This window comes from Streptomyces sp. NPDC097981 (genome assembly GCF_040302565.1).
Taxonomy (GTDB): domain Bacteria; phylum Actinomycetota; class Actinomycetes; order Streptomycetales; family Streptomycetaceae; genus Streptomyces.
In genome coordinates, this window is record NZ_JBEORW010000016.1 from 142,326 (window position 1) to 158,181 (window position 15,856).

Here is a 15,856-nt window from a genome sequence, read left to right on the forward strand (position 1 = left end):
CCCCCACCGCGTCTGTCACCTTGCGGCCCGCTCCGCGGCCAGGCCCTTGCGCCGCAGCACCACGGCCTGGCGGATGTAGTCCAAACCGGTGACCACGGTCAGCACGACGGCGACCGCCATCACCCAGAAGCGCAGGGTCGCCAGCGGCCCCGTCAGTGCGAGCACGTACATGCCCACCGCCGTGCCCTGGGCCAGGGTCTTCAGCTTGCCGCCTCGGCTGGCGGGAATCACTCCGTACCTGATGACCCAGAAACGCATGAGCGTGATCCCGAGTTCCCGCCCGAGGATCACCCCGGTCACCCACCAGGGCAGGTCGCCCAGCCAGGAGAGACAGACCAACGCCGACCCCATGATCGCCTTGTCGGCGATGGGGTCGGCGATCTTGCCGAAGTCCGTGACCAGGTTGTACGTACGGGCCAGGTGCCCGTCGAAGATGTCCGTGATCATGGCGACGGCGAACGCGGCCCAGGCCAGCGCCCGCCACACCGGGTCGTACCCGCCATCGGCGAGGAGGAGGAGCACGAATCCCGGCACCAGGACGAGCCGGATCATCGTCAGGATGTTGGCGATGTTCCACAGGCTGGCCTGATTGACCGCCGCAGCCCCCAGCTTCGCGCCGGGCGCAGGCCTGCGGCCGGTCCCGCCCGCCGCAGATGCCGGGACTCCGGTCATCCGGCCGCCTCCTCAAGGTGCAGGGGCTCGGCCACCAGGTCCACGCCCAGCGTGCCGACCACCTTCGCGGTCACCATACGGCCGGGGACCAGGCCCGTGCTGTCCGTGAAGACGACCTGGCCGTCGGTCTCGGGCGCTTGGTGCGCGGCACGCCCGAAGGCGCCCTCGCCGTCCGCCTCGTCTTCAGCTCCGCCGAACGTCTCCACGGTCTCGACGAGCACCTCCAGGGTCTCTCCGATCCGCTCCTCCGCGCGCTGCGAGGTCAGCTCCTCGGCGAGCCGCTGCATGTGCGCGAGCCGCTCGGCGATCGTGTCCTCGTCCAGCTTGTTCTCGTACGTGACGGCCTCGGTGCCGTCCTCGTCCGAGTAGCCGAAGACGCCGATCGCATCGAGCCGCGCGTGGGTGAGGAAACGCTCCAGCTCCTTGAAGTCCGACTCACTCTCGCCGGGGAAGCCGACGATGAAGTTGGACCGGACGCCGGCCAGCGGAGCCTTGGTGCGGATGGTGTCCAGCAGCTCCAGGAACCGGTCGGTGTCACCGAAGCGGCGCATGGCGCGGAGCACGTCGGGGGCCGAGTGCTGGAAGGACAGGTCGAAGTACGGCACGACCTTGGGGGTCGAGGTCAGCACGTCGATCAGGCCGGGGCGCATCTCGGCGGGCTGGAGGTAGCTGACGCGGACGCGCTCGATGCCGTCCACCTCGGCCAGCTCGGGCAGCAGGGTCTCCAGCAGGCGGATGTCGCCGAGGTCCTTGCCGTACGAGGTGTTGTTCTCGGAGACCAGCATGACCTCCTTGACGCCCTGCTCGGCGAGCCAGCGCGTCTCGCCCAGCACGTCGCTGGGGCGACGGGAGATGAAGGAGCCGCGGAAGGACGGGATGGCGCAGAAGGAGCAGCGGCGGTCGCAGCCGGAGGCGAGCTTGACCGAGGCGACCGGGCTCTTGTCCAGGCGGCGGCGCAGCGGCGCGCGCGGCCCGGAGGCGGGCGCGAGCCCGTCCGGCAGGTCTGCGGGGGCCTCGGCCGGCTCCTCGACGGGCGTCGACTGTGCGTGGCCGGGAAGCGCCACCTCGGCGTCCTGGCGGGCCGCGGGGCTGATCGGCAGCAGCTTGCGCCGGTCCCGTGGGGTGTGGGAGGCGTGGATGCCGCCGTTGAGGATGGTCTGGAGGCGGTCTGAGATGTCGGCGTAGTCGTCGAAGCCGAGCACGCCGTCGGCCTCGGGGAGCGCCTCGGCGAGCTCCTTGCCGTAGCGCTCGGCCATGCAGCCGACGGCGACGACGGCCTGGGTCTTGCCGTGATCCTTGAGATCGTTGGCTTCGAGCAGGGCGTCTACGGAGTCCTTTTTGGCGGCTTCGACGAAGCCGCAGGTGTTGACGACGGCTACGTCCGCATCGGCGGCGTCCTCGACGAGCTCCCAGCCATCCGCCGCCAAGCGGCCTGCGAGCTCCTCCGAGTCCACCTCGTTACGGGCGCAGCCAAGAGTGACAAGGGCGACGGTACGGCGTTCGGGCATGGACTCAAGACTACTTTGTCCAAAGGCCGACCCCCGCCCCAAGTCCCGGTAAACCAAGATCCCCAGGGTGCGGCGCAGCACCCCGGGGACCCGGAATCACGGATTCAGCGCCATATCAGCCCGCCTGTGCCGCTCCCTGGCGGGGGTCGTCCTTCGTGTATGTGAGGCGTTCCACCTGACCCGGCTGGAAATCGTCCTTGATCTCCTTGCCGTTCACGAAGAGCTTCACGACCCCGGCGTCGCCGAGAATGAGGTCGATGGATTCCTTGTCCGTGAAGGTCTTGGACTCGCCCGGGGCCAGCGTCCCGTCGAACAGCAGCCGGCCGCTGTGGTCCTTCGCGGAGATCCAGCTCTCGCCCTCGTTGGCCGTCAGGACGACCGTGACGAGGTCCTTGGGCGCGGCGGCGATGGCACTGTCCGAGGGTTCCGGCTTGGGCGCCTTCGGGGTTGCCTGGGGCTGGGCGGCCGGCTTCCCGGCCGACTGCTTGGGCGCGGCCTGCGGGGAGGCGGAACCTTCCGCCACCGGCCGCTTGTCCTTTGCGTCGCCCCCGCCGAAGGCGGTGAAGCCCACGAAGCCGATCACGGCGACGATCGCGGCGACCATGGCCGCGGTCCAGTTGGGCCGCTGCCGCTCGGGACGGATCCGCTCGGCATCGAACATCGGCGCGGCGGGCGTGGGGGCCGGCCGGCCGCCGTGGGCCGCGTCGTACGCGTCGACCAGGGGTTCCGGATCGAGGTGGACGGCGCGGGCGAGCGTACGGATGTGACCGCGGGCGTAGACGTCGCCGCCGCACCGCGTGAAATCGTCAGCTTCGATCGCGTGCACGATCGGGATGCGCACGCGGGTGGTGGAACTGACCTCGTCGACAGTGAGCCCGGCGGCGATCCGGGCCGTCTTCAGAGCCGTCCCGATGGACGACCCTTCGTCTGTGCGTTCGATGACGTGGTCCTCGGACCGGTCGCCGGTCGAAGGCCGCTCATCTTCGGGGGAGTTGGAGTTGCCGATGGACACGAGGGCGCCTTTCGAGCGTGTAGCCACCTGCTGGATGTCCAGTCTAGGGGGGTGACGAAAGGGTGGAGCAACCGGAGGGTGGACTTCCTACGCCATCCGAATGGCGACCGGTCGTCCGGGCGGTGCAGCGGCCCGGCGCAGCACGCGAGCCGCCGTCTCCCTCAACTAGACGCGCGCCCATGGGAAACGGTTGCCCGCCGATTTGCCGTTGGTTTGCCCGCCGGCTCCTTAGGGTTGCTCCTCCCCGCGGATGACGGCGAGGACCCCGTCCAGCTCGTCCGCCTTCACCAGGACGTCGCGCGCCTTCGAACCCTCGCTCGGGCCGACGACCCCCCGCGATTCCATCAGGTCCATGAGCCGGCCGGCCTTGGCGAAGCCCACCCGGAGCTTGCGCTGGAGCATCGAGGTCGACCCGAACTGGGTGGACACCACCAGCTCGGCCGCCTGGCACAGCAAGTCCAGGTCGTCGCCGATCTCCTCGTCGATCTCCTTCTTCTGCTTCTGCCCGACGGTGACGTCGTCCCGGAAGACGGGCGCCATCTGGTCCTTGCAGTGCTGCACGATCCCGGCGATCTCGTCCTCGGTGACGAAGGCGCCCTGGAGGCGGACGGGTTTGTTCGCGCCCATCGGCAGGAACAGCCCGTCGCCCTTGCCGATCAGCTTCTCGGCACCCGGCTGGTCGAGGATGACCCGGCTGTCGGCGAGCGAGGAGGTGGCGAAGGCCAGCCGCGAGGGCACGTTCGCCTTGATCAGGCCGGTGACCACGTCCACCGAGGGCCGCTGAGTGGCGAGCACCAGGTGGATGCCGGCCGCACGGGCCAGCTGCGTGATCCGGACGATCGAGTCCTCGACGTCGCGCGGGGCCACCATCATCAGGTCGGCGAGCTCGTCGACGATCACCAGCAGGTACGGGTACGGGCTGAGCTCCCGCTCGCTGCCCGGCGGCAGCTTGATCTTGCCGTCCCGGATGGCCTGGTTGAAGTCGTCGATGTGCCGGTAGCCGAAGGCGGCCAGGTCGTCATAGCGCAGGTCCATCTCGCGCACGACCCACTGGAGCGCCTCGGCGGCCCGCTTGGGGTTGGTGATGATCGGCGTGATCAGGTGCGGGATGCCCTCGTACGCCGTCAGCTCCACCCGCTTGGGGTCCACGAGCACCATCCGGACGTCTTCGGGGGTGGCCCGGACCATGATCGAGGTGATCAGGCAGTTGATGCAGGAGGACTTTCCGGAACCGGTGGCGCCGGCCACCAGCACGTGCGGCATCTTCGCGAGATTGGCCATGACGTAGCCGCCCTCGACGTCCTTGCCGAGGGCCACCAGCATCGGATGGTCGTCCTCGGCCGCATCGGCCAGGCGCAGCACGTCGCCCAGGTTGACCATCTCGCGGTCCGTGTTCGGGATCTCGATGCCGACCGCCGACTTGCCCGGGATCGGGCTGATGATCCGGACGTCCGGCGAGGCCACGGCGTATGCGATGTTCTTCGCGAGTGCCGTGATCCGCTCGACCTTGACGGCCGCGCCGAGGGTGACCTCGTAGCGGGTGACCGTCGGCCCCCGGGTGAAGCCGGTGACCTGCGCGTCGACCTTGAACTCGGTGAACACGTTCGTCAGCGAGGCGACGACCGCGTCGTTGGCGGCGCTGCGGGTCTTGCCCGGCCCGCCCTTCTCCAGCAGGTCGAGCGAGGGCAGTGCGTACGTGATGTCCCCCCGCAGCTGGAGCTGCTCGGCGCGGGGCGGCAGCGGCTGGGACGGCGGGGGCGTCTTGGTGAGGTCCGGCACCGACAAGGTCCCGGAAGCGGCGGCGGTGGTGTCGTGCGGCGGCTCGGCCGGGTCCGGGGCGGCGGCCCTGGGCCGCTCCGCACGAGCGGGCGGCACGGGAGCGGTGATCTCCGCGACCTCGCGCTCGGCGGAGATGCCCTGCGTGAGACCGGCGACCAGCGGGGAGGGCGGCATCCCGCCCAGCACCACGCCGTCCAGCGCGGCGGCGGCCGCCGCGGCCACGTCGACGGCGTCCATCTCCCGCTCGTGGGCGGGGCGGACCGGGGTCCGCCGCGGGCGCCGGCGGGCGAGGGCCTGCTCCTCGGCGGCGTCGGCGGTTCCGGCGGCATCGCCGGCAGCGGCGGAGCCCGAGCGGGCCCGCCACTGCTCGGGGTCGTGCCGGCCGGCGGCGCCGTCCCCGAAGCCCTCGTCGTATTCGTTCGGGGCGATGATCCCGAGCCGGATGCCGAGCCGTCGCAGCCGCTGCGGGATCGCGTTCACCGGCGTCGCGGTGACCACGAGCAGCCCGAAGATCGTGAGCAGCACCAGCATCGGCACGGCCAGCGGCGCACCCATGGTGAAGATCAGCGGCTTGGATGCGCCCCAGCCGATCAGTCCGCCCGCGTTCTGCATCGCGGTGGTGCCCTCGTCGCGGCCCGGCGCCCCGCAGGCGATGTGCACGAGGCCGAGGACCCCGATGGCGAGCGCGGAGAGGCCGACGCCGATCCGGCCGTTGGCGTCGGGCTGCTCGGGGTGGCGGATGAAACGCACCGCCATGACGGCGAGCAGGATCGGCACGAGCAGATCCAGTCGCCCGAAGGCACCGGTGACCAGCATGGTGACCAGATCCCCGACGGGACCGCTCAGGTTCGACCAGGTACCGGCGGCGACGATCAGCGCGAGGGCGAGCAGCAGCAGCGCGATGCCGTCCTTGCGGTGGGCGGGGTCGAGGTTCTTGGCCCCCTGGCCGACCCCGCGGAAGACCGCGCCGACCGCGTGCGCGCAGCCCAGCCACACGGCGCGCACCAGCCGCACCACGCCCCCGGTCGGGGACGGCGCGGGCTTGGGCGCCGCCTTCTTGACGGGGGCGCGCCGACCCGCCGCGGCCTTCTTCGCGGCGTTCCCCCGCGCGGGAGCCGTCTTCTTCGCCGGCGCCGCCGTCCGGCCGGTGCGGCCCTTTGCGGTGCCCGCTGTGCTCTGGGAACCCTTGCCGGACGTACGTGAGGCCATGGGCCCGAGGTTACCGGTGCGCGCGGCGGTGGACACGCGTGCCCACTGCTTCACCCGTTCGTGTCGCGCGCCGCATCAGCGTTTTGACACACCGCCAGATGGGGCCGGCGTCCGAACGGGCCTGCGGGAGGGCGGTTCCGGGTCCCGTGCACCTGCCCGCGGAGCACTCAGCTCTGCGCGGGCAGCACCGGCGCTCCCCCGCCGGCCCCGGGCTCCAGCGCGTCGAGCGCCCGCCGCAGTCCGGTGAGCTTGCGCTCCAGGTGGGCCGCGGTCGCCACGACCGCCGCATCGGCCGATTCCTCGCCGAGCTGCTTGCTCAGCGCCTCGGCCTGCTCCTCGACCGCCGCGAGCCGCGCGGAGAGCTCGGCCAGCAGGCCGGCCGTCTCCTTGCTGCCGTCGCCGTTGGAACCGCCCTCCAGCTGCAGCCGCAGCAGCGCCGCCTGCTCCCTCAGCTGGCAGTTCTTCGTGTACAGCTCCACGAACACCGAGACCTTGGCCCGCAGCACCCACGGGTCGAAGGGCTTGGAGATGTAGTCCACCGCGCCGGCGGCGTAGCCGCGGAACGTGTGGTGCGGACCGTGGTTGATCGCGGTGAGGAAGATGATCGGGATGTCCCGGGTCCGCTCGCGCCGCTTGATGTGCGCGGCCGTCTCGAATCCATCCATCCCGGGCATCTGCACATCCAGCAGGATGACCGCGAAATCGTCCGTCAACAGCGCCTTGAGCGCTTCCTCCCCCGACGACGCCCGGACCAGTGTCTGATCGAGCGCGGAGAGGATGGCCTCCAGCGCCAGCAGATTCTCCGGCCGGTCGTCGACCAGGAGGATCTTGGCCTTCTGCACCATGCCCTGTCCTCCTCGCCCCGGCATGGGGCCTCCCCGGCTCCGGGCGCCGGCCTGTACGCCGGGCCCCGCCCCAGAGGACGGCATCCTTGCGCCGCCCGTCCTTGTGCCGGTCATCGTAGCCCCAGTCCCGAGATCGCCACACCCTGTCACCAAGATGTCACTGTGCACGAAGCAGAAACGGTGTGGGAGAGCAGAAGGTTCCCCGCCTTCCGCCCTTCCACACCGTTTTCGCCACAGTCAGTCAGCAATTCGTATCAGAGTGCGCGCCGGCCGGTCACTTGCCGCGCATCCACTGCTCCATCACCGTCAGCAGGTAGTCAGGGTCGACCGGCTTGGTGACATAGTCGGAAGCACCGGAATCGATCGCCTTCTCCCGGTCCCCCTTCATCGCCTTCGCCGTCAGCGCGATGATCGGCAGCCCGGCGAACTGCGGCATCCGCCGGATCGCCGAGGTCGTCGCATAGCCGTCCATCTCGGGCATCATGATGTCCATCAGCACGACCGTCACATCGTCGTGCTGCTCCAGGACTTCGATGCCCTCCCGGCCGTTCTCCGCGTACAGCACCGCGAGCCCGTGCTGCTCCAGCACGCTGGTCAGCGCGAACACGTTTCGGACGTCGTCGTCCACGATGAGCACCTTCTCGCCGTGGAAGTCGTACGTCCGGGGCAGGACCGGAAGCTCCTCCTCCGGGTTGACCCAGGCGCCCTCGGGCCCCTGCACGTTCGGCTGCCCCGGCACCGCCGTACGCGGCTCCAGGTCGCTCAGCGCCTTGCGCCTGCGCCGGAACAGCGCGGCGCCGCCCTGCCCCTGCCCGACCGGCCCCGCGGCCGGCAGCGCGGGCCGCGCGTACTGCGGCTGCGCGGGCGCTGCGGCGGCAGCCGCCGGGGGCGCCGGCAGCGCGGACCGCGCCCCGTCGGCCTGCCTGCGGTACACCTCGCCGCGGCCGCCGCCGGGCGTGGGCGGCGCGTACCCCTGCGGCGGCAGTTCGCTCGGGTGCAGCGGCAGGTACAGCGTGAACGTGGACCCGCGGCCGGGCTCGCTCGCCGCGTGGATCTCCCCGCCCAGCAGCCGGGCGATCTCCCGGCTGATGGACAGCCCCAGGCCCGTGCCCCCGTACTTCCTGCTGGTGGTCCCGTCGGCCTGCTTGAACGCCTCGAAGATCACCAGCATCTTGCTCGCCGCGATCCCGATCCCGGTGTCCGTCACCGAGAAGGCGATCAGGTCCGCATCCGCCTCCCGCAGCGAACCCGCCTCCAGCAGCTGCTCCCGGATCGCCGCCGGCACGTCCGACCCAGCGGGCCGGATCACCAGCTCCACGGCCCCCGTGTCGGTGAACTTCACCGCGTTCGACAGCAGGTTGCGCAGCACCTGGAGCAGCCGCTGCTCGTCCGTGTGCAGCGTCGCGGGCAGCTCCGGGGAGACCCGCACCGAGAAGTCCAGGCCCTTCTCCGCGGTCAGCGGCCGGAAGGTGGCCTCCACGTAGTCCACGAGCTGCACCAGCGCGATCCGGGTCGGCGAGACGTCCATCTTCCCGGCCTCGACCTTCGACAGGTCGAGGATGTCGTTGATCAGCTGGAGCAGGTCCGAGCCCGCACCGTGGATGGTCTCCGCGAACTCCACCTGCTTCGGCGACAGGTTCTCGTCCGCGTTGTCGGCGAGCAGCTTGGCCAGGATCAGCAGCGAGTTGAGCGGGGTGCGCAGCTCGTGCGACATGTTCGCCAGGAACTCGGACTTGTAGCGCATCGAGACCGCGAGCTGCTCGGCGCGCTCCTCCAGGACCTGCCGGGCCTCCTCGATCTCGGTGTTCTTCACCTCGATGTCCCGGTTCTGCTGGGCCAGCAGCTCCGCCTTCTCCTCCAGTTCCGCGTTCGCGGCCTGGAGCGCCTTCTGCCGGTTCTCCAGCTCGTCGGAGCGCTCGCGCAGTTGCTCGGTCATCTCCTGCGACTGCTTGAGCAGCATCTCCGTCTTGGAGTTGACGCTGATCGTGTTGACGCTCGTACCGATCATCTCGGCGATCTGGCTCAGGAAGTCCTTCTGGATCTGCGTGAACGGCTGGAAGGACGCCAGCTCGATGACGCCGAGCACCTTCCCCTCGAACAGCACCGGCAGCACGATCACATGCGCCGGCGGCGCCTCCCCGAGTCCCGAGGAGATCTTCAGGTAGCCGGGCGGGGTGTTCTCGACGAGGATCGTCCGCTTCTCCTCGGCAACGGCCCCGATCAGCCCCTCCCCCGGCCGGAAAGAGGTCGGCACCTGGCCGCCCGCGTACGCGTAACTCCCGCGCATCCGCAGCTCGTACGCACCGTCGGGACCACCCTCGGTCCCGATCTCGGTGGTGCCGCCCGACGGTAGCGCCAGGAAGAACGCCCCGTGCTGCGCCGAGACCACCGGGGTCAGCTCGCTCATGATCAGCGAGGCCACGTCGTCCAGCTCGCGGCGGCCCTGCATCAGGGCCGAGATCCGGGCGAGGTTGCCCTTCAGCCAGTCCTGCTCCTTGTTGGCCAAGGTGGTGTCGCGCAGGTTCGCGATCATCGTGTTGATGTTGTCCTGGAGGACCTGGATCTCGCCCGCCGCGTCCACGTCGATCTTCAGGTTGAGGTCGCCGCGGGTCACCGCGGTGGCCACGGCCGCGATCGCGCGCACCTGCCGGGTCAGGTTCCCGGCCATCTCGTTCACGGACTCCGTGAGGTCGCGCCAGGTGCCGTCCACGTCCCGGACCCGGGCCTGCCCGCCCAGGATGCCCTCCGTGCCCACCTCGCGAGCCACCCGGGTCACCTGGTCGGCGAACGAGGACAGCTGGTCGACCATCGTGTTGATGGTGGTCTTGAGCTCCAGGATCTCGCCGCGCGCGTCGATGTCGATCTTCTTGGTCATGTCGCCCTTGGCGATGGCGGTCGTGACCATGGCGATCTGCCGCACCTGACCGGTGAGGTTGGAGGCCATGAAGTTCACCGAATCGGTGAGGTCCTTCCACGTTCCGGAGACCCCCGGCACGTGCGCCTGGCCGCCGAGCCGGCCCTCCGTACCCACCTCACGCGCCACGCGCGTGACCTCGTCCGCGAACGAGGACAGGGTCTTCACCATCGTGTTGACCGTGTCGGCGAGCTGCGCGACCTCGCCGCGCGCCTCGACCGTGACCTTCTTCGTCAGATCACCGTTGGCGACCGCCGCCGAGACCTGCGAGATGTTGCGCACCTGCGAGGTCAGGTTGTTGGCCATCAGGTTGACGTTGTCGGTCAGGTCCTTCCAGATGCCCGTGACCCCGCGCACCCGGGCCTGGCCGCCGAGGATGCCCTCGGAACCCACCTCGCGGGCCACCCGCGTCACCTGCTCCGCGAACGAGGACAGCTGGTCCACCATCGTGTTGACGGTCGTGACCAGTTCGAGGATCTCGCCCTTGGCGTCGACGGTGATCTTCTTGGAGAGATCGCCCATGGCGACCGCCGTCGTCACCTCGGCAATGTTGCGCACCTGCGACGTCAGGTTGTTCGCCATGAAGTTGACGGACTGCGTGAGGTCCTTCCAGGTGCCGGAGACCCCCTTCACCTCCGCCTGGCCGCCCAGGATGCCCTCCGTACCCACCTCGCGGGCCACCCGGGTCACCTGCTCCGCGAAGTTCGAGAGCTGGTCCACCATCGTGTTGAGGGTGTTCTTCAGCTCCAGGATCTCCCCGCGCGCATCCACGTCGATCTTCTGCGACAGGTCACCACGGGCCACCGCCGTCGCGACCTGCGCGATGTTGCGGACCTGGGAGGTCAGGTTCCCGGCCATGCCGTTCACCGAGTCCGTGAGGTCGCGCCACACGCCGGCCACCCCGGGCACCTGCGCCTGGCCGCCGAGGCGGCCCTCGGTACCCACGTCCCGCGCGACCCGCGTCACCTGCTCGGCGAAGGCCGAGAGCTGGTCGACCATCGTGTTGATGGTGTTCTTCAGCTCCAGGATCTCGCCGCGCGCATCCACGTCGATCTTCTGCGACAGGTCACCACGGGCCACCGCGGTGGTCACCTGGGCGATCTGCCGCACCTGGGAGGTCAGGTTGCCGGCCATGAAGTTGACGGAGTCGGTGAGCTCCTTCCACGTCCCGGACACCCCCTCCACCCGGGCCTGGCCGCCGAGCCGGCCCTCCGTACCCACGTCCCGCGCCATCCGCGTGACCTGGTCGGCGAAGCTGGAGAGCTGGTCCACCATCGTGTTCACGGTGTTCTTCAGCTGGAGCATCTCGCCCGAGACGTCCACGGTGACCTTCTGCGACAGGTCGCCGTTGGCCACCGCCGTCGTTACCTGCGCGATGTTGCGGACCTGGCCTGTGAGGTTGCGGAAGGCGGTGTTCACCGAGTCGGTGAGGTCCTTCCACGTACCCGCCGCACCCGGCACCTGCGCCTGACCGCCCAGCTCACCCTCGACGCCCACCTCACGGGCCACGCGCGTCACTTCCGCGCCGAAGGACTGGAGCTGGTCCACCATCGTGTTGACGGTGTTCTTCAACTCCAGCATCTCGCCGGCCACGTCGACCGTGACCTTCTGCGACAGGTCACCGTTGGCCACCGCCGTCGTCACCTGCGCGATGTCCCGCACCTGCGTGGTGAGGTTGCGGAAGACCGTGTTCACCGAGTCGGTGAGGTCCTTCCACGTACCCGCCGCACCCGGCACCTGCGCCTGACCGCCCAGCAGGCCCTTCGCCCCGACCTCGCTGGCCACCCGGGTGACCTCGTCCGCGAACGTCCGCAGCGTCTCGGTCATCTGATTGATCGTTTCGGCCAGCTGCGCCACCTCGCCCCGCGCGCTGACCCGTACCTTCTGCGACAGATCACCGTTGGCGACAGCCGTCGTGACCTGCGCGATCCCGCGCACCTGCGCGGTCAGGTTGCCCGCCATCGTGTTGACGGAGTCGGTCAGGTCCTTCCACACGCCCGCGACCCCGGGCACCTTCGCCTGGCCGCCGAGCTCGCCCTCCGTACCCACCTCACGGGCGACCCGCGTCACCTCGGAGGAGAACGACGACAGCTGGTCCACCATCGTGTTGACGGTGTTCTTCAGCTGGAGCATCTCGCCGGCCACGTGCACCGTGACCTTGCGCGACAGGTCGCCCTTCGCCACCGCCGTCGTGACGAGAGCGATATCACGCACCTGAGCGGTGAGCCGGTACGCCATCGTGTTGACGGAGTCGGTCAGATCCTTCCAAGAACCCGACATTCCGCGCACTTGGGCCTGACCGCCGAGCTTGCCCTCGGTACCCACCTCCAGCGCCACGCGCGTCACCTCGTCGGTGAACGCGGACAGCTGGTCGACCAGGTTGTTGACCGTACGCCCGACCTTCAGGAACTCGCCGCGCAGCGGATGCCCGACCCCGTCCGGGGCCTGCGTCCGCAGGTCCATCCGCTGGTCCAGGTCGCCCTCGGCGACCGCCGACAGCACCCGGCCCACCTCGGACACCGGCCGGGCGAGATCGTCGACCAGCTGGTTCGAGGCATCGATCGCAGCCGCCCAGGAGCCCTCGCAAGCGCCTGTTTCCAGCCGTTCGCTCAGCTTGCCCTCGCGGCCCACCATCCGCCGCACCCGGGACAGTTCTCCCGTCAGATGAAGGTTGCGGTCGGCGACCTCGTTGTAGACGGCGGCGATCTCCGCCATCACGCCCTCGCCGGACACCGTCAGCCGCTTGCGGAAATTCCCGTCCCGCATCGACACCAGGGCCGTGAGCAGCCGGTTCAGGGCGGCGGTATCGACTTCCGTCGTGCCGTTCCGGCGGGACCTCCCGCCCTTCGGGCGCGTTCCCGTACGCCGCACCGCTGCGCCAGACTCCACCGTGTCCCTCCCGAAAGGGTCGACCGCTGTTCCACCGACACCCGGCGAGTCGCACGCCCGGCTGTCCGATCCTGCCCAGTGTTTCACCCCGGCCGAACCCGGCCATAACACTTCGGCACCATCGCACACCGGCCGCACCCTGCGGGTGGAATCCCTGACGACGGCACCAAGCCGACCGCGAAGGTAAGTAACCTGGCATCCGATGTCCAACCGCGTCGAAGGAGACTTGTGATCACGGCTCGGGCGGCTGCCAGCTTCGACCCCCTCGGGCGCTCGGTCGCAGCTGCCCGCGCGTTCGTCCGCGACACCCTCCAGGGCTGGGGATTCGCGGACATCGTCGACGACGCCGTGGTGCTCACCAGCGAGCTCGTCACCAACGCCGTGGTCCACGCCGGCACCAAGGCCGAGGTCTTGTGCCTGCGTTCCGGGGACGGGGTACGGGTCGAGATCGCCGACCGGTATCCCGAGCGCGAGCTCCCGCTCCAGCACCCCGGCGAGCGCCCGTACGCCGACCCCGACCGTGAGAGCGGCCGCGGGCTGATGCTCTGCGCCGCACTCGCCACGCGCTGGGGAGTCGAGTACACCGCCACGCACAAGCACGTGTGGTTCCGGCTCGACCTTCCGGACCGTCCGGTCGGTACCCGCTCCGCGGGCCCCGTCGTCCCGGACCGGCTCCTGCCCCTCGCCGACAGCCGGGTCCGCGTCGCCGTCCTCCAGATCGACGCCTCGGACTCCGTCTCCGCCTGGAACGAGGACGCCGAGCACGTCTTCGGCTACTCCGCCGAGAAGGCCGTCGGCCGCCCCCTCGCCGAACTCGCCGCCTGGCCCCAGACCCCCGGCACCGGCACCGGCATCGCCGAGGCCCTGCGCCTGTCCCGCTGGGAGGGCAGCTACGGCATCCGCGGCGCCGACGGCCGCGTGATCCCCGTGTACGCCTCTCATCTGCGGGTCCGCGACGCCCACGGGGAGCCCTCGATCGTGTGCCTGCTGGTCCACGACGACGAGCGGGCCCTGCTCCAGACCCCTGTACGGGCGGCCTCCTCCGACAGCCTCCAGCTCACCGAGCCCCGCCCCGCGGACCCCTTCGAGGTCTTCATCGGCTCCCCCGCCCCCGACGACCTCGACGGACTCCTCCAGCGCACCGTCGAACGCGCCCGCGACATGCTCGACGCCGACTCCGCCTTCCTGCTGCTGGCCACCGATGACGAGACGGAGCTGGAGGTCCGCGCCACGACCGGGCTGCCGTCCACCCGCCAGCGCTTCGCCCGCGTCCCCGTCGAGGCCGGCACCAACCGGTACGGCTCGGCCCGCATGCCCGCCGTCCACGACGACCTCGCGGCCGTCCCCGGAGCCGTCCCCCTCCTGGAGGCCACCGGCATGCGCTCGGTGATCACCGTCCCCCTGAAGGTGGAGGGCCGGCTCACCGGTTCGCTCGGCGTCGCCGCCGAGAGCCCCGGCCGCTATTCCAACGCCGAGGCCCTGCGCCTCCAGTTCGCCGCCGACCGCATCGCCCTCGCCGTCGAGTCCGCCCGCCTCGGCGAGCTGGAACGCCTGCGCCGCGGCTCCCTGTCCTTCCTCGTCGAGGCCTCCGACCTGCTAGCGGGCACCCTCGACCGGGACCAGACCCTGGCCCTCATGGCCCAGATGACCGTACCGACCCTGGCGACCTGGTGCGCCGTCTACACGATCGCCGACCAGTCCTCCGATCCGTACCTCTCGTACGTCCTGCACGAGGACGAGGAGCGCATCGACGGCCTCAAGGCCCTGCTCTCCCGCGTCAGCCCACCCGAACCGGTCCGCGAGGCCGGCGCCCGCCCCTGGCCGGCGACGGCCGCTGCGGTCGGCGGGGAGACCGTCGTCCTCCCGCTCCTGGCCCGCAACCGGGTGATCGGCATGCTCACCCTGGGCAGGCCGTCCGAGGAGCACTTCCGCCAGGAGATCCTCGAACTCGCCGAGGACCTCTCCCGCCGGGCCGCCCTCGCCCTGGACAACGCCCGCCTCTACTCCGAGCGCACCGCCATCAGCCGCTCCCTCCAGCGCAGCCTGCTCCCGCCCGGCTCGCCCGCCATCCCCGGCATGGAGGTCGAGGTCATCTACCGCGCGGCAGGCGAGGGCAACGAGGTGGGCGGCGATTTCTACGACGTCTTCCCGATCCGCGACGGCGCGTACGGCTTCGCCATCGGCGACGTCTGCGGTACGGGCCCCGAGGCGGCTGCCGTCACCGGCCTCGCCCGGCACGCCCTGCGCCTCCTGGCCCGCGAGGGCCTCGGCGGGCCGGCGGTTCTGGAACGGCTCAATGCGGCCATCCTCGACGAGGGCGCCCGCAGCCGCTTCCTCACCCTCCTGTACGGCGAACTGCGCCCGCAGCCGGACGGCGGCGCCCTGATGAAGGTCGTCTGCGCCGGCCATCCGCTGCCGCTGCGCCTGCGCCCGGACGGCCAGGTCACCCCGGCCGCGGACCCGCAGCCGCTGCTCGGCGTGATCGACGACCTCGACCTGTACGAGCAGACCCTCACCCTGGACCCGGGCGACGTGCTCCTCTGTGTGACGGACGGCGTGACGGAACGCCGCGAGGGCTCCCGGATGCTGGGGGACGACGGTCTGGCGGAGGTCCTCACCACGTGCACGGGCCTCACCGCCGGCGCCGTTGCCTCGCGCGTCCTGCGCGCGGTGGAGCGCTTCGCGGCCGAACCCGCCTCGGACGACATGGCCATCCTGGCCTTCCGCGTCCCCCACCAGCGCGAGGGCGACTGAGCCTGCGGCCCGGCCGGGCCGGTACTGCCCCTGGCGGGCCGTGCCGGCCTTGGGACGGAAAACAAAAAAGGCCCCCGCCATGAGGCGGGGGCCTTTTCTTTGGAGCCCTTTAACGGAATCGAACCGTTGACCTTCTCCTTACCATGGAGACGCTCTACCGACTGAGCTAAAAGGGCGGGTTGTTCGGCGGCGTCCTACTCTCCCACAGGGTCCCCCCTGCAGTACCATCGGCGCTGAAAGGCTTAGCTTCCGGGTTCGGAATGTAACCGGGCGT

General features: G+C 70.4%; 7 protein-coding genes, 1 tRNA gene and 1 rRNA gene. 1 reads left to right on the forward strand and 8 read right to left on the reverse strand.

Annotation, left to right across the window (positions count from 1 at the left end):
* Positions 1-15 precede the first annotated feature (15 nt).
* From pgsA to ABTY04_RS18070, 6 genes are all read right to left on the reverse strand, one after another.
* Complete coding sequence (gene pgsA / locus ABTY04_RS18045) at positions 16-672, reverse strand: CDP-diacylglycerol--glycerol-3-phosphate 3-phosphatidyltransferase (RefSeq protein WP_352214307.1); 657 nt, start codon at positions 670-672, stop codon at positions 16-18.
* Positions 669-2,180 carry a 30S ribosomal protein S12 methylthiotransferase RimO gene (rimO, locus tag ABTY04_RS18050; protein ID WP_352214308.1) on the reverse strand — a complete coding sequence of 504 codons (1,512 nt, stop codon included), beginning with the start codon at positions 2,178-2,180 and terminating at the stop codon, positions 669-671. Before rimO ends, pgsA begins: the two co-directional genes overlap by 4 nt.
* 115 nt (positions 2,181-2,295) lie before the next feature.
* The gene (locus ABTY04_RS18055; RefSeq protein ID WP_352214324.1) at positions 2,296-3,192 is read right to left on the reverse strand and encodes a helix-turn-helix domain-containing protein; all 897 of its coding nucleotides are present in this window, start codon (positions 3,190-3,192) and stop codon (positions 2,296-2,298) included.
* Positions 3,193-3,420: 228 nt separating this feature from the next.
* Entirely contained in the window at positions 3,421-6,180 is a 2,760-nt protein-coding gene (locus ABTY04_RS18060; RefSeq protein ID WP_352214309.1) for a DNA translocase FtsK, read from the reverse strand.
* Positions 6,181-6,347: 167 nt separating this feature from the next.
* Positions 6,348-7,025: a response regulator gene (locus ABTY04_RS18065; protein WP_352214310.1), complete on the reverse strand. Its 678-nt coding sequence runs from the start codon at positions 7,023-7,025 to the stop codon at positions 6,348-6,350.
* Between the two features lie 274 nt (positions 7,026-7,299).
* Complete coding sequence (locus ABTY04_RS18070; RefSeq protein WP_352214311.1) at positions 7,300-12,828, reverse strand: HAMP domain-containing hybrid sensor histidine kinase/response regulator; 5,529 nt, start codon at positions 12,826-12,828, stop codon at positions 7,300-7,302.
* Between the two features lie 192 nt (positions 12,829-13,020).
* Between ABTY04_RS18070 and ABTY04_RS18075 the strand changes: the two genes are divergently transcribed.
* Complete coding sequence (locus tag ABTY04_RS18075) at positions 13,021-15,582, forward strand: SpoIIE family protein phosphatase (protein ID WP_502996664.1); 2,562 nt, start codon at positions 13,021-13,023, stop codon at positions 15,580-15,582.
* 100 nt (positions 15,583-15,682) lie between these two features.
* Here the strand turns inward: ABTY04_RS18075 and ABTY04_RS18080 are convergent.
* Positions 15,683-15,758, reverse strand: a tRNA-Thr gene (locus ABTY04_RS18080).
* Between the two features lie 5 nt (positions 15,759-15,763).
* Positions 15,764-15,856: ribosomal RNA gene (rrf, locus tag ABTY04_RS18085) — 5S ribosomal RNA — on the reverse strand; the annotation flags it as partial.